Origin of the sequence: Halorientalis marina (assembly GCF_023028345.1) — an archaeon.
Lineage (GTDB): Archaea > Halobacteriota > Halobacteria > Halobacteriales > Haloarculaceae > Halorientalis > Halorientalis marina.
The window spans coordinates 1-25,430 of sequence record NZ_CP095487.1; the positions used below are offsets into that span (position 1 = coordinate 1).

Annotated in this window: 27 protein-coding genes; 13 read left to right on the forward strand and 14 right to left on the reverse strand. The window is 69.5% G+C overall.

The features are described 5' to 3' along the window. Positions 1 to 59: 59 nt before the first annotated feature. The 7 genes from MUG96_RS00005 to MUG96_RS00035 all read left to right on the forward strand — a co-directional run bounded on the left by MUG96_RS00005 (position 60) and on the right by MUG96_RS00035 (position 7,571). Entirely contained in the window at positions 60 to 980 is a 921-nt protein-coding gene (locus MUG96_RS00005; protein WP_246985364.1) for an AAA family ATPase, read from the forward strand. A 2-nt stretch (positions 981 to 982) separates the two neighbouring features. After that, positions 983 to 2,350, forward strand: a complete 1,368-nt coding sequence (locus MUG96_RS00010; protein ID WP_246985366.1) for a VWA domain-containing protein — start codon at positions 983 to 985, stop codon at positions 2,348 to 2,350. A gap of 48 nt (positions 2,351 to 2,398) precedes the next feature. Then, positions 2,399 to 3,556, forward strand: coding sequence for an XdhC family protein (locus MUG96_RS00015; protein ID WP_246985368.1), 1,158 nt, complete (start codon positions 2,399 to 2,401; stop codon positions 3,554 to 3,556). A 62-nt stretch (positions 3,557 to 3,618) separates the two neighbouring features. Then, positions 3,619 to 4,098 carry a hypothetical protein gene (locus MUG96_RS00020; protein ID WP_246985370.1) on the forward strand — a complete coding sequence of 160 codons (480 nt, stop codon included), beginning with the start codon at positions 3,619 to 3,621 and terminating at the stop codon, positions 4,096 to 4,098. 40 nt (positions 4,099 to 4,138) lie between these two features. Beyond that, positions 4,139 to 5,356 (forward strand): MFS transporter, encoded by a 1,218-nt coding sequence (locus MUG96_RS00025; protein WP_246985372.1) that lies wholly within the window; start codon positions 4,139 to 4,141, stop codon positions 5,354 to 5,356. 47 nt (positions 5,357 to 5,403) lie between these two features. After that, a complete protein-coding gene (locus MUG96_RS00030) occupies positions 5,404 to 6,522 on the forward strand; it encodes a thiamine pyrophosphate-dependent dehydrogenase E1 component subunit alpha (RefSeq protein WP_246985373.1) in 1,119 nt (372 codons plus the stop codon). Then, positions 6,519 to 7,571, forward strand: a complete 1,053-nt coding sequence (locus MUG96_RS00035) for an alpha-ketoacid dehydrogenase subunit beta (RefSeq protein ID WP_246985374.1) — start codon at positions 6,519 to 6,521, stop codon at positions 7,569 to 7,571. Before MUG96_RS00030 ends, MUG96_RS00035 begins: the two co-directional genes overlap by 4 nt. A gap of 33 nt (positions 7,572 to 7,604) precedes the next feature. On the opposite strand, the gene MUG96_RS00040 is transcribed toward MUG96_RS00035, so the two are convergent. Beyond that, a complete protein-coding gene (locus MUG96_RS00040; RefSeq protein WP_246985375.1) occupies positions 7,605 to 8,519 on the reverse strand; it encodes an NAD-dependent epimerase/dehydratase family protein in 915 nt (304 codons plus the stop codon). 266 nt (positions 8,520 to 8,785) lie between these two features. Between MUG96_RS00040 and MUG96_RS00045 the strand changes: the two genes are divergently transcribed. The 4 genes from MUG96_RS00045 (at position 8,786) to MUG96_RS00060 (ending at position 10,407) form a co-directional block, all read left to right on the forward strand. After that, on the forward strand, positions 8,786 to 9,025 hold the full coding sequence (locus MUG96_RS00045; RefSeq protein ID WP_246985376.1) for a hypothetical protein: 240 nt from the start codon (positions 8,786 to 8,788) through the stop codon (positions 9,023 to 9,025). Between the two features lie 52 nt (positions 9,026 to 9,077). Next, positions 9,078 to 9,317 (forward strand): hypothetical protein, encoded by a 240-nt coding sequence (locus MUG96_RS00050; RefSeq protein WP_246985377.1) that lies wholly within the window; start codon positions 9,078 to 9,080, stop codon positions 9,315 to 9,317. Continuing rightward, the gene (locus tag MUG96_RS00055; protein WP_246985378.1) at positions 9,314 to 9,586 is read left to right on the forward strand and encodes a hypothetical protein; all 273 of its coding nucleotides are present in this window, start codon (positions 9,314 to 9,316) and stop codon (positions 9,584 to 9,586) included. Before MUG96_RS00050 ends, MUG96_RS00055 begins: the two co-directional genes overlap by 4 nt. Positions 9,587 to 9,675: 89 nt before the next feature. Continuing rightward, the gene (locus MUG96_RS00060; protein ID WP_246985379.1) at positions 9,676 to 10,407 is read left to right on the forward strand and encodes a hypothetical protein; all 732 of its coding nucleotides are present in this window, start codon (positions 9,676 to 9,678) and stop codon (positions 10,405 to 10,407) included. A gap of 84 nt (positions 10,408 to 10,491) precedes the next feature. Here MUG96_RS00060 and MUG96_RS00065 read toward each other — a convergent pair whose 3' ends face one another. From MUG96_RS00065 to MUG96_RS00090, 6 genes are all read right to left on the reverse strand, one after another. Continuing rightward, the gene (locus MUG96_RS00065; RefSeq protein WP_246985381.1) at positions 10,492 to 11,538 is read right to left on the reverse strand and encodes a hypothetical protein; all 1,047 of its coding nucleotides are present in this window, start codon (positions 11,536 to 11,538) and stop codon (positions 10,492 to 10,494) included. 161 nt (positions 11,539 to 11,699) lie between these two features. Then, positions 11,700 to 12,242, reverse strand: a complete 543-nt coding sequence (locus tag MUG96_RS00070; RefSeq protein WP_246985383.1) for an adenylyltransferase/cytidyltransferase family protein — start codon at positions 12,240 to 12,242, stop codon at positions 11,700 to 11,702. Beyond that, entirely contained in the window at positions 12,239 to 13,561 is a 1,323-nt protein-coding gene (locus MUG96_RS00075; RefSeq protein ID WP_246985385.1) for a hypothetical protein, read from the reverse strand. Before MUG96_RS00075 ends, MUG96_RS00070 begins: the two co-directional genes overlap by 4 nt. Then, entirely contained in the window at positions 13,558 to 14,841 is a 1,284-nt protein-coding gene (locus MUG96_RS00080; protein ID WP_246985387.1) for an alkaline phosphatase family protein, read from the reverse strand. The genes MUG96_RS00075 and MUG96_RS00080 overlap by 4 nt, the downstream gene beginning before the upstream one ends. Position 14,842: 1 nt before the next feature. After that, positions 14,843 to 16,102, reverse strand: a complete 1,260-nt coding sequence (locus MUG96_RS00085; RefSeq protein WP_246985389.1) for an acyl-CoA dehydrogenase family protein — start codon at positions 16,100 to 16,102, stop codon at positions 14,843 to 14,845. Positions 16,103 to 16,210: 108 nt separating this feature from the next. Next, entirely contained in the window at positions 16,211 to 16,555 is a 345-nt protein-coding gene (locus tag MUG96_RS00090) for an Hsp20/alpha crystallin family protein (protein WP_246985391.1), read from the reverse strand. 252 nt (positions 16,556 to 16,807) lie between these two features. Between MUG96_RS00090 and MUG96_RS00095 the strand changes: the two genes are divergently transcribed. Further along, complete coding sequence (locus MUG96_RS00095) at positions 16,808 to 17,680, forward strand: hypothetical protein (RefSeq protein ID WP_246985393.1); 873 nt, start codon at positions 16,808 to 16,810, stop codon at positions 17,678 to 17,680. Beyond that, positions 17,680 to 18,858: an inorganic phosphate transporter gene (locus tag MUG96_RS00100; protein ID WP_246985394.1), complete on the forward strand. Its 1,179-nt coding sequence runs from the start codon at positions 17,680 to 17,682 to the stop codon at positions 18,856 to 18,858. Before MUG96_RS00095 ends, MUG96_RS00100 begins: the two co-directional genes overlap by 1 nt. 221 nt (positions 18,859 to 19,079) lie before the next feature. On the opposite strand, the gene MUG96_RS00105 is transcribed toward MUG96_RS00100, so the two are convergent. The 7 genes from MUG96_RS00105 to MUG96_RS00135 form a co-directional block, all read right to left on the reverse strand. Next, positions 19,080 to 20,417 carry a cytochrome P450 gene (locus MUG96_RS00105; protein ID WP_246985396.1) on the reverse strand — a complete coding sequence of 446 codons (1,338 nt, stop codon included), beginning with the start codon at positions 20,415 to 20,417 and terminating at the stop codon, positions 19,080 to 19,082. A gap of 135 nt (positions 20,418 to 20,552) precedes the next feature. After that, positions 20,553 to 21,350, reverse strand: coding sequence for a GTP cyclohydrolase III (locus MUG96_RS00110; RefSeq protein ID WP_246985398.1), 798 nt, complete (start codon positions 21,348 to 21,350; stop codon positions 20,553 to 20,555). Positions 21,351 to 21,409: 59 nt separating this feature from the next. Then, positions 21,410 to 21,751, reverse strand: a complete 342-nt coding sequence (locus MUG96_RS00115) for a DUF7344 domain-containing protein (RefSeq protein WP_246985400.1) — start codon at positions 21,749 to 21,751, stop codon at positions 21,410 to 21,412. Between the two features lie 84 nt (positions 21,752 to 21,835). Further along, positions 21,836 to 22,765, reverse strand: coding sequence for a class I SAM-dependent methyltransferase (locus tag MUG96_RS00120; protein ID WP_246985402.1), 930 nt, complete (start codon positions 22,763 to 22,765; stop codon positions 21,836 to 21,838). Further along, positions 22,765 to 23,838: a glycosyltransferase family 4 protein gene (locus MUG96_RS00125; protein WP_246985404.1), complete on the reverse strand. Its 1,074-nt coding sequence runs from the start codon at positions 23,836 to 23,838 to the stop codon at positions 22,765 to 22,767. The genes MUG96_RS00120 and MUG96_RS00125 overlap by 1 nt, the downstream gene beginning before the upstream one ends. Continuing rightward, positions 23,838 to 24,218, reverse strand: coding sequence for a 6-pyruvoyl trahydropterin synthase family protein (locus tag MUG96_RS00130; RefSeq protein ID WP_246985406.1), 381 nt, complete (start codon positions 24,216 to 24,218; stop codon positions 23,838 to 23,840). The genes MUG96_RS00125 and MUG96_RS00130 overlap by 1 nt, the downstream gene beginning before the upstream one ends. A 74-nt stretch (positions 24,219 to 24,292) precedes the next feature. Continuing rightward, a complete protein-coding gene (locus tag MUG96_RS00135; RefSeq protein ID WP_246985408.1) occupies positions 24,293 to 25,297 on the reverse strand; it encodes a zinc-dependent alcohol dehydrogenase in 1,005 nt (334 codons plus the stop codon). Between the last annotated feature and the right edge of the window lie 133 nt (positions 25,298 to 25,430).

The window sequence follows — 25,430 nt, forward strand, 5'->3', positions numbered from 1 at the left end:
CGACGGGTCCGCGGTCGGCCACCGAGAGCGATATCCGTCGGCAGGAGTGATCGAGTGACATGACCGACGGCGGCTTCGGCGACGTGACCGAGGACGAACTCCGGGGCGCCTTCCGGGCGACGGACTACGTGGCAGACGACGACATCGTCACGACGGTCCTCCTGGCGCTCCGGCTCGGCCGCCCGCTGCTGGTCGAGGGCGACCCCGGCGCGGGCAAGACCGAACTCGCGAAGGTGCTCGCGGAGGGGTTCGGGACCGACCTCGTCAGGCTCCAGTGCTACGAGGGGCTCGCGGCCGAGAACGCCCTCTACGAGTGGAACTACACGAAGCAGTTGCTCGCGGTCCAGGCCGAGGACGGCGGCGTCGACGACGGCGGAACCTCCGTGTTCACCGAGGAGTACCTGCTGGAACGGCCCCTGCTGGAGGCGCTGTCGAGCGAGGGCGACCGGCCGCCGGTGTTGCTCATCGACGAGGTCGACCGGGCCGACGAGGAGTTCGAGGCACTCCTCCTGGAGGTGCTGTCGGACTTCCAGGTCTCCATCCCCGAACTCGGGACGGTGCGGGCGCGAACGCCGCCGGTAGTCGTCATCACCTCGAACCGGACGCGCGGCCTGAGCGACGCGCTGAAACGGCGGTGTCTCTACCTCCACGTCGAGCCGCCGAGCTTCGAGAAGGAGCGGGCCATCGTCGAGCGGAAGGTGCCGGAACTGGACGGCGCCGTCGCGGCGGAACTGTGTGCGGTCACACAGCGGTTGCGCGAGGAGCCGTTCCGGAAACAGCCCGGCGTCGCGGAGACGCTGGACTGGGCGCGGGCGGTCGCGCAACTGCGGGCCGACGACGGCGACGAACCGCTCTCGACGACGGAGATCGAGCACACCATCGGCTGTCTCCTGAAGGAAGTCGAGGACGTCGAGCGGGTCGACGAGACGTTCCTGGAGACGCTCGCCGACGCCGCCCGGGAGACGCGGGTGAGCGAGTGACGATGGTCCCCGCCGAACCCGCCGACGACGACGTGCCCGACGTGGCGGGCGTCCGAGACGACGTGGTCGACGCGCTCCTGACGTTCGTCCGCTCGCTCCGCCGGGCCGGCGTGGACGTCCCCTCGAACGCCGCGCTCGTCGCCGCCCGCGCACTGGTCGAGGTCGGGTTCGACGACGAGGAGCGCGCGCGAGCGGCCCTGCGGGCGGCGTTCGTGACCAGTCCGGAGGACGCCGACACGTTCGACCGGATGTTCGCGGAGTTCTGGCGGCGACTCGACGCGCACCTCGACGGCGACGCCGCCGCCGGTCTCGCCGACGACACCCCGGACGGCGCGCTCGCGCCGATGGGTGCCGACGACGGGCCTGCGGCCGAGTCGGCAGACGAGAGCGACGATTCGGATTCCGGCCGGGACGGCTCGGACAGGTCGGAGACGGCCGCCATGACCAGCGCGCTCGGTGTCGGGCCGGGCGCGGACGGGGAGGACGCGACGACGGCGACCTACAGCCCCGCCGGTCGCCCGGAGACGGTGACGGTCGACGCGGCTCCGCTGGCCGACGAGGGGTCGCTCGACGCCGCGGTCGAGCGGCTCGTGGACGCCCTCGCGACCCTTCGCGGGCGGCGCTGGCAGAGGGCGCCGTCCGGTCGACGGGCCGACGCTCGGCGGGCGCTCCGGCGGAGCGTCTCGACGGGCGGTGCGGTCGTGTCGGTCCCGGAGCGGGCGCGTCGGGCGACCGACCTCCGCGCGCTCGTCCTCGCGGACGTGTCGCGGTCGGTGCTGGATACCGTCGACCGCGGGTTCCTGTTGCGGTTCCTGCGGACGGTGTCGGCCCACCTCCGGGACTGTCGGGTGTTCTTCTTCGACAGCGAGGTGCGAGACGTGACCGACGCGTTCGACGCGCCGACGGCGGCCGACGCGCTCCGCGAACTCGAGGCAGCCGAGACGGCGTGGGGCGGCGGTACCCGCATCGGCCACGCCGTCGAGACCGTCCGGCGCGACCACCCGACCCGCGTCGACCGCCGGACGGTCGTCGTCGTGGTGAGCGACGGGCTGGAGATGGGCGACGTCTCGACCCTGGCGGACGGGATGCCGTGGCTCGCGCGCCGGGCAGCGGCGGTGCTGTGGCTGAACCCGCTGGCCGCCAGTCCGGCCTACGAACCGACCGCGGCGGGCATGGCGGCGGCGCTCCCGTTCGTCGACGGCCTCTTCGCGTTCACCGGCCCCGACGACGTCGTCGAGATCGCGCGCCAGCTGACCCGGTACGGCGCCGGCGGGCCCGTCGGCTTCGAACACGACCCGCGCCGCGTGCGCGGGCGGACCGACACACGCGACACACGTGACACACACGACACACGGAGGACAGACGTATGACCGAGCGAACGACAGTACGACGTATGAGCGAAACGCGAGGTGTCCCGAATGACAGCCGGTGACTGGAGCGTCCCCGAGACCGAGGTGATGGACGCGATCGGCGAGGTGATCGACGACGAGGGGGCCGTCCTCGCGACGGTCGTCGCCGTCGAGGGCAGTGCCTACCGCCGACCGGGTGCGAAGATGATCGTCGCCGACGAGGGCGACGGCGTGGGCTCGGTCACCGCCGGTTGTCTCGAGGACGTCGTCCTGACGATGGCCGAGGAGGTGCTCGCCGACGGCGAGCCACGTATCGAGCGGTTCGACCTGACCGGCGACGACGACGTGTGGGGCCTCGGCGTCGGCTGTAACGGCGTCATCGACATCCTGCTCGAACCGCTGGACGAGGGCTACCGGCCGGTCGTCGACGCGTACGAGGACGGAGAGGACATCGCCGCCCTGACCGTCCTCGACGGCGACGGGGACCTCGCACGCGGCGACCGCGCGTTCGCGTCGCCGACCGGCGACGAACTGGCCTTCGAGGCCCCCGGCTGGCCCGACGGCGTTCTGACGGCGCTCGAAGGCCCCACGGAGCGCCTGCTCGCGGCCGACACGTCCGACACAGTCACCGTCGACCGCGACGGCCACGCGGTCGAGGTGTTCGTCGACAGCGTGACGGCGCCGCCCGAACTGGTCGTGTTCGGCAGCGGGCACGACGTGGCGCCGGTCGCACGGTTGGCCTCGCAGGTCGACTTCCGCGTGACCGTCGTGACCTTCCGGGGCGCGGACGCCGAGGCCGAGCGGTTCCCCGCCGCGGACCGCGTCCGGTCGACGTCGCCCGCCGAAATTCGCGAGGCGGTGGCCTTCGACGCCGACACGTACCCGGTCGTGATGACGCACAACTTCGTGGACGACCAGATCGCCCTCGAAGAGTTGCTCGACACTCCAGTCGAGTACATCGGGCTGATGGGGCCACGGAAGCGCTTCGCCGAGATGCAAGAGGAGTTCGCCGAGCGCGGTCGGACGTTCACCGAGGCCGAACGCGACCGTATCTACACCCCGGCGGGCCTCGACCTCGGCGGCGGTACCCCCTTCCACATCGCCCAGAGCATCGTCGCCGAGGTGACCGCCGTCCACCACGGCCGCGAGCCGAAACACCTCACCGACCGCGAAGGGCCCATCCACGCCCGGCCGTCGGTCGAGGACGGGGACGACGACGCGGACTGACCGGCCGACGACGCGGACCGACCGAACGAGCTAATTGCCACAGTCGCGTACGCTCGGTCGAGATGGCGGGGACGCGAGACGCACTTTTGGAAGCGTTCGTTCGGTCCGAGGCATCGCCCGACGGAAAGTGGTGGGTTGACGTGCCGGTCGGCCTCTCGGTCGGCGGCGACGGGGCGTACGCCACCGTCGACGCAGTCTGTCTCACTTCCCGCGAGCCGGAACTCCCGGAGTCGTACACCGACCACCACGGGACGAAGTACGTCGTCCACGAGCAGGACGAACGCGTCGGCGTGGACCGCGTCGACGCTTTCCGGGCGCTCCGGGAGAAAGACACCTTCGCCGAGGAGACGGCCGTCCTCGTCGGCGTCGAATCCGGTGCCTCGTCGGTCGGGACCGTCGGCGACTTGCTCGCCTATCAGGAACTGCTCGAAGCCGACTGGGACTGGACCGTCGACGAGCGCCTGCTCGTCAGCGATACCGACAGCGCCCACGTCAGCCACGTCTGCCGGGAACTCGGCGTGCGGGCGATCCGGGTGGCCTGAAAGGGAAGATACAGGATGGGGCCGACCGAACCAGCGGGGCGTGTCCCAGCCGACTGCCTCCGTGTCGTCGGAGATTCCCTGGCGCTCCGGCGTCCTCTACGTCGTCCTCGCGAGTTCGCTGATGGGCGTCATGGGTGTGTCGCTGATCAGCCCCGTCCTCCCCGAACTCCGGTCCGTCTTCGGCGTCACGGACGGCCAGGTCGGTCTCCTCATCACCGTCTACACGCTCCCCGGCGCCGTCATCGCGCCCTTCGCCGGTCTCGCGGCCGACCGGTTCGGCCGCCGGCGCGTGCTCGTCCCCCTCCTTTTCACCTTCGGGATCGCCGGTGCCGGCATCGCGTTCGTCACCGACTTCCGGTACGTCCTCGGACTGCGTTTCCTTCAGGGCATCGGGGCAAGCGCACTGATCACGCTCGCGATCACCATCGTGGGCGATGCCTTCGAGGGCACACAGCGCGACGCACTGATCGGCGTCAACGGCAGCGTGACCGGGGCAGGCGCCGCCGTCTACCCGCTGCTCGGCGGTGCGCTGGCCGCGATCCGCTGGAACGTCCCCTTCCTGTTTTTCGGCGTCGGCGTCCTCGCCGGTGTCTTCGCCCTGCTCGTGCTCGAACCGACCCCCAGCAGCGACCCGGACCCGGTCTTCACCTACCTCAGCCGGCTCGAAGCAGTGGCACGGATGCCCAGTGCCATCGCGGTCTTCGTCGCGCTCTTCGCGGCGTTTTTCGTCTTCTACGGGGCCGTCCTCACAGCGCTCCCGCTCCTCCTGAGCGACCAGTTCGGGCTCGGGTCGAGCGAGATCGGCCCGCTGCTGTCAGCGGTCGCAGTCGCGAGCGCGCTCGTCTCCTCGCAGTACGGCCGCATCGGGCAGTGGCGCTCGCCGGAGGAGCTGGTCGCGCTCGGGTTCGTCGCCTACGGCGTGAGTCTGGTCGGCGTCTGGCTCGCGCCGTCACCGCTTTCCGTCGGCGCGTCGCTGTTGGTCTTCGGCGTCGGGTTCGGGATTCTGATCCCCTCGATCGACACGACGGTCGTCACGCTCGTCTCGGCCGACCTCCGGGCCGGGATGATGGGCCTCCGGACCAGCGTCCTCCGGCTCGGGCAGACGGTCGGCCCGCTGGCGTTCACCGCGACCGCCGACGGCTTCTTCGCCTCGACGGTCGCCGGCTACCGGGCCCTCATCGTCCTCGGCGGCGCCACCGCGGTCGTGGCCGGCGTCTGTGGATACGCGCTCCTGCGGCGGCACCAGATGTTCGCATAATCGACTCCCGACGGCCCCCATCGCCTCCCAAAACGTGAGGTGGGTGTGTGGCGAAGACCGTGGCGATGGACAACGATACCCAAGCCAGGACCGAGCGCCTATCGCCGGACGGCGGGGTCGCCGACCGGTTCGCGGCTTCCGCGGCGGAGAAGCGGACGATGCTCGAGGACATGGTTCGCATCCGGCGGCTGGAGGAGGCGTGGGCGGACGCCTACCTCGACGGCGAGGTCGAGGGGCTGCCGCCGTCGCTGAGTACCGGGCAGGAGGCGGTCTACGTCGGGACGAACGCGGTCCTCTCGGACGGCGACTGCCAGTTCACCACCCACCGCGGCCAGGGGCCACAGGTCGCCGCCGGACTCGATCCCGACCGTATCCTTGCGGAACTGTACATGCGGGCTGACGGCTACAACGGCGGGAAGTCCTATCACGTGACCGACGCCGACCGCGGAGTCATCGGGATGGGCGGCATCATCGGCGCACAGGTGCCCGTCGCCGCCGGGAAGGCGCTGGGCCAGCAACTCCGCGGGACGGACCGCGTGAGCGTCGCGTACTTCGGCGACGGCGCGAGCAACGAGGGCGCGGTCCAGGAGGCCGCCGTCCTCGCGGCGATGTGGGACCTCCCGCTCGTCTTCCTCTGTGAGAACAACGAGTACAACATTTCCCAGCCGGCGAGCCACGCCGTGCAGGGCTCCTCCGTCGCGGCCCGCGCCCCCGGCTACGGGATGCCCGGCGAGGTCGTCGACGGCTGTGACCCCCTCGCCGTCGCCGAGACGGTCGCCGAGGCCGTCGAGCGCGCCCGCGCCGGCCACGGGCCGACCTTCGTCGAGGCCCGGACGGTCCGCATCGCCGGCCACCTCGCACACGACCCCCAGCGGTACCGCCCCGAGGGGGAACTGGCCGACGCCCGCGCCCGGGACCCCATCGACCGATTCCGCCGTCGACTCGAAGCCGAGGGAGTCATCGACGAGGGCGAGTTCGAGGAGATAGAGAGCGGGGTCGAAACCGAAATCGCCGAGGCCGTCGCCTTCGCCCGCGAGAGCCCGTTCCCGGACCCTCAAGAAGCGTACGAGGACTGCTGGGCGGACCCGCCGGCGGGCGGTGCCGGCGATGGTGGGGATACCCGCGAAGGAAAGGGCGGCGGTGAACGCGGGGGTGACGGCGCGTGATCGACCGGAGTCGCCTGTTCGAGCGGAACCTGTTCCGGCGGGACGCCCCCGAATCGGGAGCCGAGGAAGACAGCGTCAGTTTCCGCGCCGCTATCAGGGCGGGGATGCGCGAGGAGATGGAACGCGACGAGGGCGTCTTCCAGATGGGCGAGGACATCGCGACCGCGCCGCCGTTCGGCGTCACGAGCGGCCTCGCCGAGGAGTTCGGCACCGACCGGATTCGGAACGTGCCGGCCACGGAGGTCGCCGTCATCGGCGCGGCCGCGGGCGCCGGCATCGACGGTCTGCGCCCGGTCGTCGAACTCCAGTTCGGTGACTTCCTGTCGGTCGCTATCGACCAGGTGACCCACCAGGCCGCCATGCTCCGACACCTCACCGGCGGGCAGGTCTCGGTCCCTATCGTCGTCAGGCTCCCCTGTGGCGGCGGCGAGAGCACCGGCCCACAGCACTCCCAGGCCATGTACTCGTGGTTCGCCCACGCACCGGGCGTCAAGGTCGCGCTCCCGGCGACCGCCGCCGACGCCAAGGGGCTGTTCAAGACCGCGGTCCGCGACGACGACCCCGTGCTCTTTTTCGAGCACAAGTCGCTGTACAGCACCCGCTGGGAGCGGACCGCGGAACTGGACGACCCCGACCACACGCCGCCGTTCGGCGAGGCGGCGGTCCGCCGCGAGGGGACGGACGTGACCGTCGTCGCCACGCTCGCGATGGTCCACCACGCGCTGGCCGCCGCCGAGGACCTCGCCGACGCGGGGGTCTCGGTGGAGGTCGTCGACCCGCGGACCGTCTCGCCCCTGGACACCGACACCATCGTCGAGTCCGTCGAGAAGACCGGGCGCCTGCTGGTCGTCGACGAGGCGTACCTCCCCTGCGGTATCCAGGGCGAGATCGCTGCGACGGTCGCCGAAGAAGCGTTCGACGCCCTGGAAGCCCCGCCGCGTCGCCTCGGCAACCCCGGCGTTCCCGTGCCGTTCGCGCCGCCGCTGGAAGACGAGGTGTTGCCGGACGTCGACGACATCGCCGCCGCGGTCACGGCGCTGGTGGAGTGAGCGGGACCGGAGCGGTCGGGACCGTGTCGCGGGTCAGCGGACGGCCTCGGCGTGGCGGGCCATCGCCTCGCGGAGGTCGGTGACTGCGTAGTCGAACTCCGCGGCGGCCCGCTCGTGGCTGGCGTCGGCCACCAGCGGGAGGGGGTCGGCGTCGTGGTCGAAGGTCACCGTCCCGTCAAACTCGTCGGCGACGGCGTCGGCGAGTTCCCGCGCCGTGAGCGTGATGTCGCCGGTGTTGTACGCGTCATGGGCCACCTCGTCCGCGTCGAGGACGGCCGCGACGAGGTCGGCGACGTCGTCGCGGTAGACGAGGCCGAGGCGCTGGTCCGGGCGGAAGGGCAGGTGGACGGACTCGCCGTGGACGGGGTTGGTGACGAGCGCCGAGGCCCACTCCGTCAGTCCGCCCTCGCGGCCGGGACCGAAGACGATGCTCGGGCGGACGGCGACGAACTCCGTGTCACTTCGGTCGGCGTAGAGGCGGGCCTGATACTCGTTCAGTTGCTTGGTCGCGCTGTAGAACAGCAGGGGGTACTCCCGGTAGGCCGCGAGCGACTCCGCCGTCTCCGCGATGGGGCCGTCGTGGGACTCGGGGTGCCCGTAGACGCCGATGGAACTGGCGTAGACCACGCGGTCGACGCCGGCCGCCGTCGCGGCCCGGAAGACGTTGTCCATCCCGACGCAGTTGACCCGGACGGCCTGTGCTGGGTTCTCGTCGGACTCCGCGCCCAGGAGGTAGGCGAAGGTCACGACGGCGTCGGGGTCGTGCTCGGCGATGGCGTCGGCCACGTCGTCGTCATCGGTCACGTCGCCCTCGACGGCCGTGACCGACTCGCGGTCCGCCGCCGGCGGGTCGCGGTCGAGCACGACGACCCGTTCCCCGCTGTCGGCCAGCCGATCCGTCAGTGCGGAGCCGATGAACCCCCCGCCGCCGACGTTCAGTATCGTCATGGGATGCTCCCTCTTGGCATGGCACGGGGGTCGATGGCCCAGCGTATAAGTTTCCGGGCCACAGCGAGGGCAGTCCTGTCGGATCGGAGAGGGGCGGCCGTCGAAAGCGTCGGTTTCGAGCGCGAGCGAGTCGGCGACTGCGGCGTTGCGGCGTCAGTGGCACGGAATCGCATGCCATCACTCCCTCGTCGATACTCGTCATTCGACTCATCCTATGGAACCCGACCATTACTACAGTTAATACGTCCGTGGGACCTACACGCGGTGTGAGCGAGTCACCGGACGACAGCACGGACGGACTGGCACAGGAACTCGACGGGCGCGGACTCGGACCCGCGGCACTGGCCTCGGTCGGGTCCGTCGCCCTGGCACTGTACTACTACTACGTCCGCGGTGACAAACAGCGCGGACAGTTCGTGGGGCTGTGGCCGGCGACGATTCTCGGGCTCGCCGTCTACCTCAAGCTAGACGAGGTCCTGCGCCTGCTCCGGCGAGCCGACGACTGACACACGGGTGCGGCAAGCGGTACCGATGCCGACGGCGACGAACACGATTCTCATGAGCGAACCACTGACCACGACACTCCGACGACTCGACCTCGAAACGCGAATCCAGTACGGCCTGATGGGGCTGTTCGGGACGCTGTGCCTGCTCGCGGCGGTCGCGCCGCTCGAACTGCTCGTCAAGGCCGTACTCGTCGCCACGCTGTTCGGCTTCACCGCCGGCATCTGGGTCTCACATCTCGTCCAGATCGTCCAGCGGGCCGCCGATCGGCGGGCACCGGAGGCGGCCCGATGAGCGCCGACGCCGTCGAGGACGAACCACAGCCCTCGCCCTTCCTCGCGGGCATCGAGTTCCTCACCGGCGAGGACCCCAGCGCGGGCTCGTTTCTGCTCGTCGTCGGGATCGTCACCTGCGTGTTCGTCGCCGTCTTCCAGTTCGCGCTCCCGGCGCCGATCTCGCTGCTGCTCACCGGCCTCGTCCTGGTCGTCGCCGTCATCAGTTTCATCATCGGCGCGATTCTCGACGCCCTCGGCTACTTCGACGCCCCATCGGGCGAGGCCTGAACCGAGTCGCTGACGCCGAGACGGTCCCCGAGCGGCGGCCGGTGGGACGCGAGGGGTACGCTATTTTTGTTGCCCGTGGAACGCGACCCATGGACGCGACTGTGAGCCTGTCCCGGCGGCGACTGCTCGCCAGCCAGTCGAGTCTCCTCGCGCTCGCTGCCCTGGCCGGGTGTGGCGGCGAAAGCGGGGACGCTACCGGCGACGACCCGACGACCGACGACACGGCGACGGGAGAGCGGACGGAGCCCGACACGGCCGCGGACGCGGACACCAGCGACGGACGGACAACCACCGAAGAGGATACCGGCGACGGACGGGCAACCACTGGGGAGGACACCGGCGACGGAGCGACGACCGCGGCGGAAACCGAGGGTGCTGCCGAGACCGCCGACCCCACTCCGGGCACGCCGGACACAGCCACCGCGACCGACGGGGGGACCGACGACGGCGGCCTCGACCTCCGTGAGGCCAACGTCGTCGGCGTCGCCGTCGAGGGCGGCAACGGGACGTACACCGTCGACGTGGCGCTGCACCACGACGACGACGGCGAGGACGGCTACGCGAACTGGTGGCAGGTCGAACGACTGGACGGGACACAGCTCGGCCGCCGCGAACTGCTCCACCCCCACTCCCAGCAGCCGTTCACGCGGTCGGAGACCATCGAGATCCCCGACGGCGTCGGCTGCGTCGTCGTCCGCGGCCACGACCAGACCCACGGCTACGGCGGGGTGGCGGTCCTGCTCGACATCGCGTCGGGGGCGACACGGTCGGTGGACCAGGGACCCGAGCCCCAGTCCTTCGACGCGAGTGACTGTCCGTAATAGTCGGCCGGGGCTGAGGACTCGACCCGGAGCGGGGACTCGACCGGGACGGCCATCAGCGACCGGCCGGTGCTTCCGGACCGCTCACAGCAGGTTCGGGAGATAGATTTCGATCACCATGAACAGTATCGGGAGGAAAATCGAGCCCGCCAGCCTGGTCAGGATGCTCAGCTGCAGCGGATACAGGCTCACCGAACTGTAGTTGTCGTAGTTCCGCTGGACGCGCTGCAGTTCGAGTCGCTTGTTCAGTTCGGAAATCTCGTCGCGGTCGGGCCCCTCGATCTCACGTTCGATTTCGGCGTACTGTTGCCGGAGGTCGTCGAGGACCGCGTCGCGGTACTCCCCTGCCCGCCGGTTGACGATGGCCGTGGGGTACACGAACGATAGCAGGATGATGAGGACGTACAGCCCCGTGAATCCGAAGATGACCGTCGACGCGCCGCCCGCCGAGGAGAAGTAAAACAGCAGTGGGAGAAAGAGCGACCCCGAGGAGAAAAGCAGCGTGGTCCGGATCGAGACGTAACCGACGGTGCTGAGCCCGCCCAGGCCGTCCGGATGGAGCGGGTCGATCTCGAGGTCGTACTCCGTCACCTCACGGACGAGGAGGAGCGTCATCACCGGCCCGACGAACCCGTGGCTGAGAACGGCCCCGACGTAGACGGCGTAGGCGTACGTCGTCCACAGGAAGACGGCTCCCCCAGCGGCCATCCCCTGACTCTGGAGGACTGGCTCGCTCACGTAGATGATGGCGACGGCGGCCGCGGCCCAGAACAGCGACACGGAGAGGCGGTGCGTCCCGAAAAACCGGTTGTACTTCTCCGCGAGCGCGTGGCGCTCGTCGGGGTCGGACACCAGTTCCGAGAGGTGTGCGAAAAATTCGGGGAGTACCCGTTCGTCGTAGTACCAGATGAGGAAGGGGGCGAGGTTCACCCAGAGCAGGCCCAGTGCCGAGGGATACAGGAAAGACAGCGCCAGCGTGTCCCAGTAGAGGACGGTGTAAATCCCGGCCAGTACGTTCCACGGCATACTGAACTCGAGGATGCTGACGAGTAGCGGGTGTTCGATGCCGAGGAACCCGTTCTCGATCTGTCCGCTCACCCAGTGGGAGTCGTAGTCGTAGTCGTCGTACATTGGTGGTTCGGAGAGCGATGTCACCGCGTGGCGCTCACGGGACGCCGAACGGCGGGGCCGCGGGGGGAGTTCGTCCCGGAAGCGATGGACGGCGAGTCGTGAATAGAGGGTTCAACAGCACGCTGTTAACGGTTTGCCCGTTTCGGTTCCGTGAACCGCAGTCACTCCTGCCAGCGACGGCGCACCCGCTCGACGCCGTCGACGTCGCGAATCACGTCGGCGACGGCCGCGGGGACGTCGTCGGTCCAGTCCCGGCCGTCGGCCATCCGCTCGCGGATGTCGGTCCCGCTGACCGTCCGCGTTCCCTGCTTCGTCACGACCGTCCGGTCGTGCTCGCGCAGGCGGTCGGCTTTCACCTCGTGCCAGTCCTCGAGGACGTTGACGTAGTGGTGTGCGTCCGTCGGGGCGTAGTCGTCCCAGAGGTCGGGGCGATTGATGGGGAACGGCATGATTTCCACGGGCACCCCGAAGTCGGCGGCACCGACGGCGGCGCGGATCATCCGGTGGCGCTCGTGGTAGCGGAAGGGGTTGTGCTGGGATTCGTGGCGCTTCGGGTCCGCGGTTTCTTCGGTGACGTGCGAGGGGTCGGCGTTCGTGATACCGACCACGAGGCGGTCGCACTCGTCGGCCGCCCAGGCGGCGTAGGAGAGGTGTTCGTCGTGGAACGGCTGAAAGCGACCGTGGACGTGCCCGAGGCGGGTCACGGCGGTTCACCCCGGCGGATGGCCCACTCGGCGTAGGGCGCGAGCAGTTCGTCGTCGGCGACGGAGAGCCGGCGGTCGTCGCCGGGGCGAATCTCGCCGACGGTACTCGGATCGGGGCCGTCGAGTGCGGCCAGTCGCGCCGTCACGGACTCGAGGACCGCCGGGCGGCCGACGACGGCCAGCGGGCCGTTGGTCTCGACGGTCACGTCGGGGACGCGCCAGTCGTCGCGGGCGGCGTCCAGCGTCGCCCGGTCGAACAGCGGGAGGTCGGTGAGGTGAACGCGGTACCCGGCGCGGGCGACGAGGTCGGCGACGCCGCCCACGCCAGGGCCGGACACGTCGGTGACGGCCGCGACGTGGCGCTCCGGGTCGAACGACTCGTCGCCGGCCGGCCGGAACGGGGCGAGCGCGCGGGCCACCGGCCGGTGGTCGGCGGTGAGGGCAGTGGCTGCTTCCCGTCGCGTGGCCTCGTCGCCGGTGGCGAGCGCGTGGCTGTAGCAGGCGAGCGCGCCGAACGGTCGCGTGGCGAGCACGGCCATGCCCGCTTCGAGTGCGCCGGGTCGGACGGCGGGGGCACGGGGCGTCGTCGCGGTGGCGGTAGCCCCGAACAGCCACCCCTCGCCGTCGTGGCCCACGACCGCCGCGGGCCGGACGGCCGCGTCGGTCCCCGCGCGATACCAGTCGCGGACGGGCCCGGGGGCCGGCGCCGCGTCGGCGGGCGCAGCGACGAGCGGGCGAACGGTCCGGTCGTCGGTCCCGCCGGCGGCGTAGCAGTCGTTGAGCGCGTGCGCGGCGGCGACGCCCGCCTGCTGAACCGGGTCCATGTCCGGGAAGGCATGGACCACGTCGACGTTCGCGACGCGGTAGCCCGGCCGGCGCTCGCCCGCCGGGACGAGGTGTTCGAACCACTGGCGGGCGGTCGTCGCATCGGCGATCTGGACGGCGTGGCCCTTCCCGAGGACGACCCGAGCGTCGGCCGCTCCGAGCGCGGCGTAGGCGTCACCCACACGCGTTGCGAACGTCTCCGGGTCGGCACCGAGCACGCGGTCGGCGAACGTCGCCGCGAGCGTCCACGTCGCCGGCGCAGTCGTCGGCTCGACGGGTGCCGGCCGCCCGCCGAGGGCGCACTCGTCGGTCCGGCGACGCAGGTCGGTCGTGTTCGGCAGGAGCGTCGCGTCCGGGAGGTCCGGGAGCGAGACGCCGCTCGCGCGGAGCCGGGGTCGCATCCGCTCGCGAGCGGGCAACACGACCCGGTCGAGGGGCGTCTTCCCGGCACAGCCACACACGTGGGCAAGGGCGTCGATGCGTGCGTCCGTCATGGGCCTCTGGACAGGGGTGTGAGCGACTGGTTCGGGTAGTCGCGGTTCGCCGGCGAGCGACGGAGGCCGTCGAGCAGGACCCGGTCGGCGGCGGCGCGGCTCAAGCGGAGGCAGTCACGCCCCCGAACTCGACCGAGGCCGCCCGTCGCCGCGGGCCGCTCGCCGACCGCCGACACGTCGTCGGTCCGGACGCCCTCAGCGACCATCGTCACCGGGACGGGTTCGCCGGAGTGGACCACGTCCTCCGTGCTCGGCGTGGTGTGGTCGGCGGTGACGACGGTCACGAGGTCGTCGGCGGCGAGCGCGCGGTCGACGACCGGCGCCAGCGTCTCGTCGATGGCCGCGATCTCGTCGCGCTTGGCCGCCGGACCGGCCGCGTGGGACACCTCGTCCGGCTCCGGGTAGTGGACGTGAACGAACTCGTAGTCGTCGACGGCGTCGGCGATAGCGTCCGGTCGCGCCGCGTACTGGTCCGGCGGCGTGCGCACGGCCATACCCAGCGTCTCGGCGAGGCCGGCCAGCACCGGCTTGGCCGTGAGACTGCACGCCCGGAGGCCGTGGCGAGTCTCGAACGACTCGGGCGGCCCGGGTGCGCCGGCCCACTTCGACAGCACCACGTCGACGGGTTCGGCGTCGAGCCGGTCGGCCGTCCAGCGCGTGTACGCCGCCAGCGCCTCGGCAGTTCTCGCGGCCGCAGCCGGCGCTGACGCCGCATCGAGCGGCCGCGGGTCGAGGACCGGCGCCGGAACCTCGAAGGGGTCCACGTCGGTCACGGCAGGGCTGAGCGGCCGGTCGGGGTCGGTCGGTTCGAGGACGACGATGCCGCGGTTCTTCCAGGTGTACGTGAACGACACCGTCGCCGCGTCGGTCTCGAAGTCGGCGACGCGTTCGGCGGTGCGCTCGTAGTCCGCGGCGTCCGCATCGAGGTGGCGGTCGCGGACGGTCCAGCCCTCGGCCGTGGCGTCGGCGCGGGCGAAACTCGCGCTACAGGCCACGGCGCCCTCCGGGACGGGCACGTCCAGTCCGGTCGCTTCGAGGACGCCCCGGCCGGGCACCTCGTCGTGGTCGTAGCCGAACAGCAGGGTGTGCGCGCGGTCGCTGGAGAGCGGCGTGCCCGGCCGGCTCACGTCCATCGTGCCGTTGGTGCCGGCGGCCGCGAGGCGGTCGAGGTTCGGCGTGGCCGCGGCTTCGAGCGGCGTCTGCCCGTCGAGTGCCGGTGCCGGGCGGTCCGCGACGCCGTCGAGGACGAGCCAGCAGATCGTCCGGTCTTTCCCGCGCATCTCACTCGGTGAGGCCGAGCGTCTCCGCGATGGTTCGCTTCTGGATTTCGGTCGCTCCCGCCGGGATGCGGAGGTTGCGCGCGACGCGGAACACCCGCTCGACGCCGCCCTCGCGCATCAGCCCATGCCCGCCCAGCGTCTGGATCGCCCGGTCGGCCCACTCGAACAGGTGGTTCTCGGAGTAGTACTTCAGCTGGCACATCTTCCGGCGGACGTGCTGGGGCTGGTCCAGCCGCGTCAGGTCACTCGACGAGTCGATGTCCCCCAGCACCGACAGCGCCATGTCCCGGACCGCCCGGAGTTCCGTCGCCGTGTCGACGATGGGGAACGAGACGGCCTGGTTCGTCCCGATTGGCTCGCCGAAGGTCTCCCGGTCTTTGGCGTGGGTGAGCATCTTGTCCAGGAGGTACCGCCCCATCCCCACGCACATCCCGGGGCGATTGACCCGCCGCCAGTTGATCCAGCCGAGTGCGAGTGGGAGGCCGTCGCCGATCTCGCCGACCATCTGGTCGTCGTGGACGCGGCAGTTCTCCAGTTTCAGGTCGGCGGTGATGCCGTCCATCATGATGTTCTGGTTTATCGACCCCACCTCGAAGCCGGGGTTGTCGGTGTCGACGAGGAACATCGCCATCCCGCCGATGCCGTCGGCCTGGTCCGTCTTCGCCAGTATCTGGGCCGTGTCCGCGAACACGGCGTTGGTGATGTAGCCCTTCCGGCCGTTGATTACCCACTCGTCGCCGTCCTTCGTCGCCGTCGTCTCGATGTTCGGGATGTCCGAGCCGGCCTCGGGTTCGGTGATCCCGATACAGGCCGTCTCCCGGCCCTCGACGAGCGGGTCCAGCCACTCCGCCCGCTGGTCCTCGTCGAGATTCGCGAGGATGGGTGCCGGTCCCTCCGTCCAGGCCATCATCGCCCGCGTGAGCCCGGAGCCGTGGCCCGTCCCGTACCGGAAAATCTCCTCCTGAACGTAGAAGTGCTCCCGCTGTGAGAGGCCGCCGCCACCGACCGATTCGGGCATGTGCAGGGCGTACAGCCCCTCCTCGCCCGCGCGCCGACGCACCTGGGATTGGAGTTCGTGGACCTCGTCCAGCATCCGCTCGTTCTCGTCGAGGTACGCCATCGGCCCGCCGAGCAGTTCCTGATTGTCGTCCTCCAGGGGCTCGATTTCCGTCTCGATGAACGCGTGGACGCGGTCGATGAGCGGCTGGATGTCGTCGGGGACCGCGAACTCCGCTGCCATCGCCTCGTGGGTGGGTGACATGGTGTGCCAAGAGAACACACGACGAAATAAATCCACGGGCGGCTCCGCGATCTGTCACCCGAAAGAACGGTGTCGCCGCGACGCGGGCGAACGTCGCTCCGGGTCCCGTCAGTGGAACCCGATGTCCGCGGGGTCGGGCTCGCGGTCGAGCGTGACTTCGAGGATGCCGTTGTTGAAGCTCGCCTCGACGGACCCCTCGTCGACGTAGGCCGGCAGGTCGACGCGTTTGACCATCGGGCGCGGCTTGCGTGCGACGGCGATGGCGAGGATTCGGCCGTCACACTGGATGTCGATCTCGTCTTTGCTGGCGTCGGGGATATCGGCGACGACGCGGAGTTCGTCGTCGTACTCGTGGACGTCGACCGGTTCCGTCTCGTCGCCGGCCATCCCGGGCAGCAGTTCGTCGAAGATGTCACCGAACGAGTCCTCGTCGTCGTCCGAGTTCCGTCTCATCGCTTTATATACGGTATTTGTGCGGATAAGCCTTCTGTGCAGGGCCGCCGGCCGTGCCGGACCGTGCCGACATCGACGGGACGTATCACGCCACGCTCGCTGGAGCCGGGACCCTCCCGCGCCCCCGGAATCCGTCTTTGCCAAGGTACTTGACTTACAGCGTGCTACGAATATATACATGCACTTTTTCACATCCAATGGGCGACGAACATCTATCGTAACGGCACTCTCCGGGCGGTTCCCGGGCGGGCTATGAACCCGAGTCGGGTCGACTCGATCATCGACCTCGTGTACGGACTGCTGATTGCGGTCTCGGTCGGACTGATCCTGGTCGCCAATAATGCCGTCGGGTTGGCGTTCGGGTTCGGTGTCCTGATCTCGTATATCATCCACGTCGTCTGGAAGATGGCGAGGTTCGACCCCGACTGGATGACAACGGCGGTCAAAGAGACCGTCGAGGAGACCGTCGACGAGACCATGGACGAGAAGGTCGGCGAGACGGTGGAGGAGACGGTCAGCGACACCGTCGAGGAGACCGTCGAGGCGAAAGTCGGCGAAACCGTCGAAGAAACCGTGAGCGATACCGTCGAGGAGACCGTCGAGGCGAAAGTCGGCGAAACCGTCGAAGAAACCGTGAGCGATACCGTCGAGGAGACTGTCAGCGATACCGTCGAAGAGACAGTCGAAGCGAAGGTCGGCGAAACCGTCGAGGAAACGGTCAGCGATACTGTCGAGGAGACTGTCGAGGCGAAAGTCGGCGAAACCGTCGAGGAAACCGTGAGCGACTCGGTCGAAGAAACTGTCGAGGAGAAAGTCGGTGAAACCGTCGAAAAGACGGTCGAAGAGACAGTGAGCGAGACGGTGGAGGAAACCGTCGAGGAGACTGTCGAAGAGACGGTCAACGACACCGTCGAAGAAACCGTCGAAGAGACGCTGGAGGAGGAACTGGAGCCACAGGCCGGCGACGAGTGGGAAGGGACTCGGGAGGAGGTATGGGACGACGAGCAGGCCAGTGACGTGGAATCGGACGAACAGTGGGAAGACGAGGACGAAGCCGATGTCTGGGACGACGAAGACGCGGACGATACCGACGAAGACGCGGACGATACCGACGAGGACAACTGATGGTCGACGTCCTCCTCGTCGTCGGCGTCCTCGTGGCGATGTTCGTCGCGTACAACATCGGCGGCTCGACGACGGGGCCGGCGTTCGGCCCGGCCGTCGGTGCCGACGCGATCTCGAAGACCGCCGCAGCGGCGCTCATGGCCGTCTTCTTCTTCATCGGCGCCTGGACCATCGGCCGGAACGTCGTGACCAAACTCGGCACGGAACTGGTGGTCAGTACCAGCGTCTTCACGCTCGAATCGTCCATCACGGTCCTCTTTTTCATCGGCATCGCGCTCCTCATGGGCAACCTCTTCGGCGTCCCGGCCTCGACGTCGATGACCGCAGTCGGGGCGATTGCGGGGCTGGGCCTCGCCGGTGGCGTCCTCGACCTCGCCGTCATGGCCGAGATACTCACCTGGTGGGTCGTCTCGCCGATCATCGGCTTCTGGGTCTCGCTGATCATCGGCCGGTACCTCTACGCGCGGCTCAACCGCATGGTGGCGATGGAGCGCAGCACGGGACCGCTGTTCGATATCGACCGCTCCGGCGTCGTGCCGATCCCGCGGTTACACCGGACGACGAACCGCCGAGAACTGATCGGGACGATCACCGTCGTCGCCATCGGCTGTCTGATGGCGTTCAGTTCCGGGACCTCGAACATCGCCAACGCCGTCGCGCCGCTGGTCGGCAGCGGTGAACTGCGGATGGACCCGGCGATCATCTTCGGCGGCATCGCGGTCGCCATCGGCGCGTTCACCATCGCCAGGCGGACCCTGGAGACGATGGGCAGCGACATCACGGAACTCCCGCTGACGGCCGCCATCGTCGTCGCCTCCGTCAGTTCGTCGCTCGTGATCTTTCTCTCGGCACTGGGGATTCCGGCGAGTTTCGTCATCATCGCGACGATGTCCATCGTCGGACTCGGCTGGGGACGAGCGACTCGACCGGTAACCGTTCCCGAGGTCGTTTCCAGGGAGGAATCGCCGCCGGTTACCGTCGACGCACTCGCTGGTGACGAGGAGGGCGAGGAACTGCCGCCCATCGGCGAGGAGGACCCCGAGGATATCCCGAGCGCAGGGAGTCTGTTCAACCCCGCGACGACCGCCCGGGTCGTCCTGATGCAGAACATCGTCCCGGCGATCGCGACGGTCGGCGCGTATCTCTTCTTCCGGTTCGTGCCGATATTCGGATTCTGACCGGGTCCCGCCACGGGCGGACTGCGGGCGGTTTTCGACGTGCGGCATGGAAGGCCCCGGCCACCTCGTCTTTCGACGGTATCCGAATACCGCCGTTTCGAGGCCACGAACACCACGTCTCACGGCCGGGACAGGACTCCGAGCGACCGCGCGGCTCCGAGACGGAGACGTGTTCGTGGCCGATGCGGACGATGCGAGTGTGGACGTGCTGCCCGTGGCGGTCAGTCGGACCCATCGGCTCGCCGGCGGACGGTGGCGTCGACGGCACCCTCGGGTCTGAGGGTCACGCCCGGCTGGAACGAGAGCGTATCGGGGACGGTCTCGACGCGGTAGTGCTGGAGGACGTGTGCGAGCGCGAACTGTGCCTCGGTGAGCGCGATCTGGCGACCGATACACACCCTCGGCCCGGCCCCGAACGGGAAGTACGACTCGTCGGCTCGACTCGCAGTGTCGCCCCAGCGGTCCGGGTCGAACGTCTCCGGGTCGTCCCACACGCGACCGTCGCGGTGGTGCGCGTACGTCGACAGCAGCAGTGGTTCGTCGGCCGCGACCTGGACGCCGCCGACGGTCGTCGGCTCGCGGGCGACCCGCGTGATGTTCCACGCCGCGGGCGTGAGCCGGAGCGTCTCCCGGACCACCTTCTCCGTGTAGGTCAGTTCCGGCAGCGTCTCCCAGCCCGGCGGGTCCCCGTCGAGGACCTGCTGGGCCTCCTCGGCGACACGTCGGCGTGTTTCCGGGTGCTTCGACAGCCAGTGGAAGGCGTAGGTGACCGTCAGGGCCGTCGTCTCCTGGCCGGCGGTCATGAACAGCACCGCCTCGTCGATCAGTTCGTTGTCCGAGAGTTCGACGTCGGGGTCTGCCTGTGCCGCCATCAGCGCCGTGATCATGTCCTGTGGCGGGTCCTCGGCGTTCACGTGGTCGTCGACGAACCCCTGGGCGACCGCGTCCAGCGTCTCGTTGGCCGCCTCGAACGCCGCCGAGGGGCCGGGCTGGAGCCAGTCGGGCAGCAGGAAATCGGTCACGTCTGGCTCGAACTCGTCGGCGACGGCGGACAGCGCCTCCTCGACCGTTCGGCTCTGCTCCCGGGTCGTGTCCTGGCTGAACAGCGTCCGCGTGATGACCCGCATCGTCATCGTCGACAGTTCCGACACCAGATCGATGCGGCCGTCCGCGGGCCAGTCCGCGAGCATCGACTCGACGGTGTCGGCCGCGACGTCGGCGTAGTCGGCCAGTCGCCCCCCGACGAACTCGGGGTCGAGCACCGACCGCTGTTGCTCCCAGAGGGCACCACGACTGGTGAGCAGTCCCTGGCGGCGCTGCTGGTCCGGCCCGGTTCCGGGCCGCGCGAACCGGTCGCGGTCCTCGAGAATCTCGTGGACGAGCGACGCGTCGAGCACGACCGACACCGTCTGCCCGCCCGGCGGATCGAGTCTGACGAGTGGATACTGCCCGCCGTAAGCAGCCTGGACGCCGGCGAGGTACCGCAGCGGGTCCCGGGCAAGCTGCGTGACGCTCCCGACGACCGGAAGCCCGGGCGGGCTGTGTGCGCGTTCACTCACACCCGGTCCTTCGGCGAGACGTGGAAAAACCTTCGGCCGGGGCCGATAGATCGGCGGGCTTGACGGGTGAGCGTGGCTCGTACGAGTTGTCGCTCCGCGACCGCTCCCACAGTACGGCCGGTCTCGTCGGCTCGCTCAATCCACGTTCTGTCTGGCTGGTGTCGAGTGGTCCATATCGGCGAACTCGACGTCTGCGCCGTCCTCGCGACAGGATTCCAGCGCGTGTTTCGCGGCCATGCCCGCGGTCTGTGCGACGGCGGAGCGCCCGACACCGACCTTGAGTTCGACGTCGACCGCGTCGTTGACGTGGTCGATAGCGTCCTGATAGTCCTCGCGGGTGAGCGACGAACAGACGGCGATGATGTTGTCACCCCCGACGAAAAACGAGAGGGAGTCGTGCGCCTCGCGCATGTGTCGCATGAGCTCCGCGTAGCTCTGCTCGATCCGAATGAACGTGTCGAACTCGTTGAGTTCGTCGGTGTATTTCCCGGTGGCGTCGTTCACGTCGAAGTGAGCGAGCTGGACGTCGTCGTCGGCCCGGTCGGACTCGGCCAGCGGCTCGCCGCGAAGGATCTCTCGCCGTTCCGCGTCCTGTGCGCTCCCGGCGCTCTGGAGCCGGTCCGACGCGCGGCCGAGTGCCGCGACGGGTGATGCGTCCGTCGCGATACTCATGCTCGCGGTGACCGGGTACCGGTTGGCGATGGACTCCTGCACGAGCGCGTGGTCCTCGACATCGAGTCCGTTCGTTATCGTGACCATGTTGTCGAAGCGGCCGAAGAACGCGTACCCCTGCCGATTCCCGACCAGTTGGGAGACGTCGGCGTAGAGACGCGACTGCAGCGTCTGGAGGTCGACTTCGCGCCTCGGTTCCGGTGTGACAGTCCAGGGCCCGTAGTTGTCGATCTGGATCAGCGTTACCTGCGTTTGTGTCACGGTACCACTACTTGGGACGTATTTCGTATTGTTCTTTGGAAGACGGACACGCCAACCGGTTACACACGATCCTGGAGTGGGGCCTCCGGACAGTCCGTGAGCCGCGGCGCCAGCGCGTCGGCCGCCCCGCCCGGACTGAGCGTTCCCCGTGCCGAATCGAACTCGACCGCGCCCGTCGCCGTTAGTTTCGGCAGGTGCTCCTGAAACAGGGTCATCCGTACCTCCCGTCGCGTCTCGGCCGACGACGCCGCGAGTTCCGCGACGATGTCACACAGCAGTACCGGGCCGTCCGCCCGCCGGAGGCGACAGAGGATACGCTCCCGGGTCGGCGCGGCAAACAGGTCCGCCACGACCCACTCCGGCAGTCCGCCGTCGTCCGCCCGTTCGTTCTCGGCCGGCATGGTGGCTACCTTTCGGTGCCAGGAACAAGTATGTGTTGACACACCACACCATGCCCCGGCATCGGGACGCCTGCCGCCGGTCGCTCAGTCGCGGGCCGGCGGCGACGGGGCACGGCCGAGGAGGTCGAGCTGGTGGGTCAGATAGACCAGCTCGGCGTCGGCGACCTGCTGGCGGCGGGTGTCGAGCCAGTCGGCGAGCGTCGCGTCGTCGAGGACCTCCCCGTGGTCGCGTTCACCGAGCGCCGTCTCGATGGTCCCGAGGACGTACCGCAGGAAGTAGCCCTCGTCGGCCGGGTAGCCGTCGCCTTGCGGGTAGACCGCCCAGTCGGACCCGGCGACGCCAGTGACCGTGACGCCGTCACGGTCGTGCAGTCGGTCGAGCACGTGCTGACCGGCACGGCTGTCCCCGCCCGGTTTCGCGTCCATGTGTCGGTGGTACTGTCGTTCGACGGCGTCGTCGGCGGGGTGGTCCGGCCCGAACCGCGTGCCGCCGTCGAACGTGATCGGGAAGTACCAGTACCCGCCGGGTGCGAGCGCCGAGAGGAGGAGGGGAAGCCGGTCGAGGCCGACGATGTCGAGAAACGCCATCCCGATCAGGAGGTCCCACTCGCGGTCGGCCCCGGCGACGAAGTCGGCGGCGTCGGCCGTCCCGACCGTCACCGACACGCGGCGGTCCTCGCCGTCGAGGACGATTCCGCCGGCCTGCTCCGTGGCAGTGACCGGGCGGTCGGCCGTCCAGTCGCGGAGGCGGTCCGGAAGCGCCGCCGTGTTGGCTGGATCGACGTCGACCGCGGTGTACTCGACCGGTCCCTGCGGGAGCCGGTCCCACGCCAGTAATCGCTCGATCATCGTGCCGACGCCGGCACCCACTTCCAGGACCCGTACCGGGCCGTCACGGTCGGTCGCCAGGTCGGCCAGCCCGGTCGTCAGCGCGTCGAGGAGGCGTCTGTCGAGGCTACGGTCGTCGACCGTCCGTTTGGCCCGGAGATACCGCTGGAAATCCGCTGGGGGCATCAGACTGCCTCCGTGGGCCGCGTTCCGGCCAGGTCGGCCACGAACGAGCGGACGCGGTCGGCCGTCGCTGCCCAGTCGGGGTGCGCCTCGTACCGACGGCGAGCGGCGCGGCCCATGCGAGCCAACTCGTCGCGGTCGGCAGCCAGCGTCGTGACGGCGTCGGCGACCGCGGCCGGGTCTTCCGGGGCGATCAGCAGTCCCGTCTCCCCGTCGGTCACGATCTGGGCGGCGCCACCGGCCGTCGTCGCGATGGCCGGGAGGCCGAACGCCATCCCCTCCAGGTACGCGATGCCGAACCCCTCGTATCTGGAGGGGATCGCGAGGACGTGTCCCCGACGGAGGACAGCGGCCAGTTCGGTATCGGGAAGGCGGCCGGTAAACGACACGCGATCCGCACACCCGGCTGCCGTGGCGCGTTCCGCCACGCGGTCGCGATACCCCTGGTCGGTCGCGCGCCCGACCACGGTCAGGTGCCAGGGCTCTGCGACCCGCGTGAGCCCCGCCACCAGCGTGTCCAGTCCTTTCCGTGGCTCGATGTTGCCGAGAAAGGCGAGCCGGAGCGGGACCGTCCGCGCACGCTCCTCGATGGTCCCGTCGCTGATCGCTGGATCGAACCGGTCGCCGGCCGGCGGGGCGACGAGCGTTCGCGCGGCCGAGAGCGGGCTCGTCGCGACGACGCGCTCGCGTGTCGTTTCGCTGTTACAGACCGCGGCGTCGACGGTCGCGAGGTAGCGTCGCTCGACGGCCCGGTACAGCGGCGCGAGCCGGCCACCCTCGTCCGCCCGGAGATGGTGAACGATACTGACGGTCGGACACGACAGCTGCCGGTTCACCCCCACCAGCGACGGGTGAGCGAGTTCGTCCTGCAACAGGACGTCGAACCCGCCGTCGAGTCGCTTCCGAAGCGACCCCGAGAGGTTGTCCAGCAGGCCGCGCGTATACGACCGCCACGGGAGATCGATCACGTCGACCGTGTCGCCGGCGGCACGCAACTCCTCGACGAGTCGGCGGTCGTACCGGAACCCGCCGGACTGGCCGTCGAGGCCACCGTAGAGGGCGAGGCCGACGTGCATCAGACCGGCGCGTCGTAGGCTGCGTTGGCCTGGTCGTCCTCCCAGATGGTGACCGTCACTGCCTCGACAGTCTCGTCAGTGACGCGGTCGGCCACCCGGTCCCAGACGACGCGACTGAGCCGTTCCACGCTCGGATTCCTCCCCTCGAACTCCGGCAGGTCGTTGAGCAGGGCGTCCGTGTACCGCTCGCGCAGTTCGGCCAGTGCGGCCTCGACGTCGTCGATGTCGACGAGGTAGTCGTACTCGTTCAGCTCTCCACCCCGGAACGTCAACTCGACCTCGAAGTGATGTGAGTGTGGCTCCCCTTCGCCGGCCGGCGGATTGGGCACGGTGAGGTAGTGCTGGGCGACGAAATCGTCCAGCGCCGTGACTTCGTACATACACTCGTATTGAGGGCGAAGTCATCCTAAATGTGGTGCAGGGTTGAGTCGACGGGCCGGTCGCTGGCACGGTGTCAGTCGTAGGTCAACGTGACACCGAGTGTCGTCTCGGGGGTCGAGTCGAGGGCCTCGTAGGCCTCCCCGGCACGTTCGACGGGGAACTCGTCGGTGATGAGGGTGTCCGGATCGACATCGGCCAGCAGGTCCTGGACGAGGGCGAGCCGGCGGTCCTTGTCCCAGCGGCCGCCGTGGTCGGGGTCGACGTGACTCACCTGACTGCTCCGGACGCGGACGTGGCTCCGGTGGAACTTCCCACCCAGTTCGAGCTGGACGGGTTTGGTTCCGTACCACGACCCGACGACGACACGGCCGGCGTAGCCCGTCACCTGGATCGCCTCGTCCAGCGCGTTGGGGTTGCCGGACACCTCGAACGAGAGGTCCGCGCCGTCGGCGTGCGTGTCGCCGATCCGGTCGCCGACGTCGGCGTCCGGCGAGCGGGTCCTGTCGGCACCGAGTTGTCGCGAGACCGACCGACGGTGTTCGTAGCAGTCGACGGTCGTCAGCTCACCGAGCGGGAACGACGAGAGGAACGCGGTCGTCAGCAGGCCGACGACACCCTGCCCGAAAACGGCGACGCGCTCGCCGATCTTCGGCCGGCCGTCCATGACGAAGTTGACCGCCGCCTCGGCGTTGGCGACCAGTGCCGCCCGGTCGGGCGAGAGGTCGACCGGGACCACCTCGGCGGGCGTCGCGAGGAAGTGACTCTCGTGTGGGTGGAACGCGAAGACGCGGCGCCCGATCCAGTCGTCGTCGACGGCCGCGCCCGTAGCCGACACCTGGCCGACGGCCGCGTACCCGTACTGGAGCGGGTACGACAGCGTCCCATCGAGGGCGTCGATTGTCTCGTCGGTCTGGATGTCAGCCGGCGCTTCGTCCCGATAGATCAGCAGTTCCGTGCCCGAGCTGATGAACGACCGTTCCGTCCGGACGAGCAACTGGTCGTCGTCCGGGTCCGGGACCGGTCGCTCCTCGACCGACACCGACTCCGGGTCGGAGAAGTAGAGCGAGCGGGCGGGCATCGGTCACCCGTCCGTCGCGACGCCGCGGACTCGTTCGTGGTCGATGCGACCCGTGGGAGGGAGTCCCCCGCCTGAGAGCGCCATAGACACATCACGGGCGATTCCTTCTAAAAAGTACGCCTGCCGGTAAGCG

Excerpts from the sequence above, each read along its gene's own strand:
- MUG96_RS00005 (WP_246985364.1), top strand. The coding sequence starts at position 60 with ATGACCGACGGCGGCTTCGGCGACGTGACCGAGGACGAACTCCGGGGC.
- MUG96_RS00010 (WP_246985366.1), top strand. The coding sequence starts at position 983 with ATGGTCCCCGCCGAACCCGCCGACGACGACGTGCCCGACGTGGCGGGC.
- MUG96_RS00015 (WP_246985368.1), top strand. The coding sequence starts at position 2,399 with ATGACAGCCGGTGACTGGAGCGTCCCCGAGACCGAGGTGATGGACGCG.
- MUG96_RS00020 (WP_246985370.1), top strand. The coding sequence starts at position 3,619 with ATGGCGGGGACGCGAGACGCACTTTTGGAAGCGTTCGTTCGGTCCGAG.
- MUG96_RS00040 (WP_246985375.1), bottom strand. The coding sequence starts at position 8,519 with ATGACGATACTGAACGTCGGCGGCGGGGGGTTCATCGGCTCCGCACTG.
- MUG96_RS00050 (WP_246985377.1), top strand. The coding sequence starts at position 9,078 with ATGAGCGAACCACTGACCACGACACTCCGACGACTCGACCTCGAAACG.
- MUG96_RS00055 (WP_246985378.1), top strand. The coding sequence starts at position 9,314 with ATGAGCGCCGACGCCGTCGAGGACGAACCACAGCCCTCGCCCTTCCTC.
- MUG96_RS00060 (WP_246985379.1), top strand. The coding sequence starts at position 9,676 with ATGGACGCGACTGTGAGCCTGTCCCGGCGGCGACTGCTCGCCAGCCAG.
- MUG96_RS00065 (WP_246985381.1), bottom strand. The coding sequence starts at position 11,538 with ATGTACGACGACTACGACTACGACTCCCACTGGGTGAGCGGACAGATC.
- MUG96_RS00075 (WP_246985385.1), bottom strand. The coding sequence starts at position 13,561 with ATGACGGACGCACGCATCGACGCCCTTGCCCACGTGTGTGGCTGTGCC.
- MUG96_RS00080 (WP_246985387.1), bottom strand. The coding sequence starts at position 14,841 with ATGCGCGGGAAAGACCGGACGATCTGCTGGCTCGTCCTCGACGGCGTC.
- MUG96_RS00085 (WP_246985389.1), bottom strand. The coding sequence starts at position 16,102 with ATGTCACCCACCCACGAGGCGATGGCAGCGGAGTTCGCGGTCCCCGAC.
- MUG96_RS00090 (WP_246985391.1), bottom strand. The coding sequence starts at position 16,555 with ATGAGACGGAACTCGGACGACGACGAGGACTCGTTCGGTGACATCTTC.
- MUG96_RS00095 (WP_246985393.1), top strand. The coding sequence starts at position 16,808 with ATGAACCCGAGTCGGGTCGACTCGATCATCGACCTCGTGTACGGACTG.
- MUG96_RS00100 (WP_246985394.1), top strand. The coding sequence starts at position 17,680 with ATGGTCGACGTCCTCCTCGTCGTCGGCGTCCTCGTGGCGATGTTCGTC.
- MUG96_RS00115 (WP_246985400.1), bottom strand. The coding sequence starts at position 21,751 with ATGCCGGCCGAGAACGAACGGGCGGACGACGGCGGACTGCCGGAGTGG.
- MUG96_RS00120 (WP_246985402.1), bottom strand. The coding sequence starts at position 22,765 with ATGCCCCCAGCGGATTTCCAGCGGTATCTCCGGGCCAAACGGACGGTC.
- MUG96_RS00125 (WP_246985404.1), bottom strand. The coding sequence starts at position 23,838 with ATGCACGTCGGCCTCGCCCTCTACGGTGGCCTCGACGGCCAGTCCGGC.
- MUG96_RS00130 (WP_246985406.1), bottom strand. The coding sequence starts at position 24,218 with ATGTACGAAGTCACGGCGCTGGACGATTTCGTCGCCCAGCACTACCTC.
- MUG96_RS00135 (WP_246985408.1), bottom strand. The coding sequence starts at position 25,297 with ATGCCCGCCCGCTCGCTCTACTTCTCCGACCCGGAGTCGGTGTCGGTC.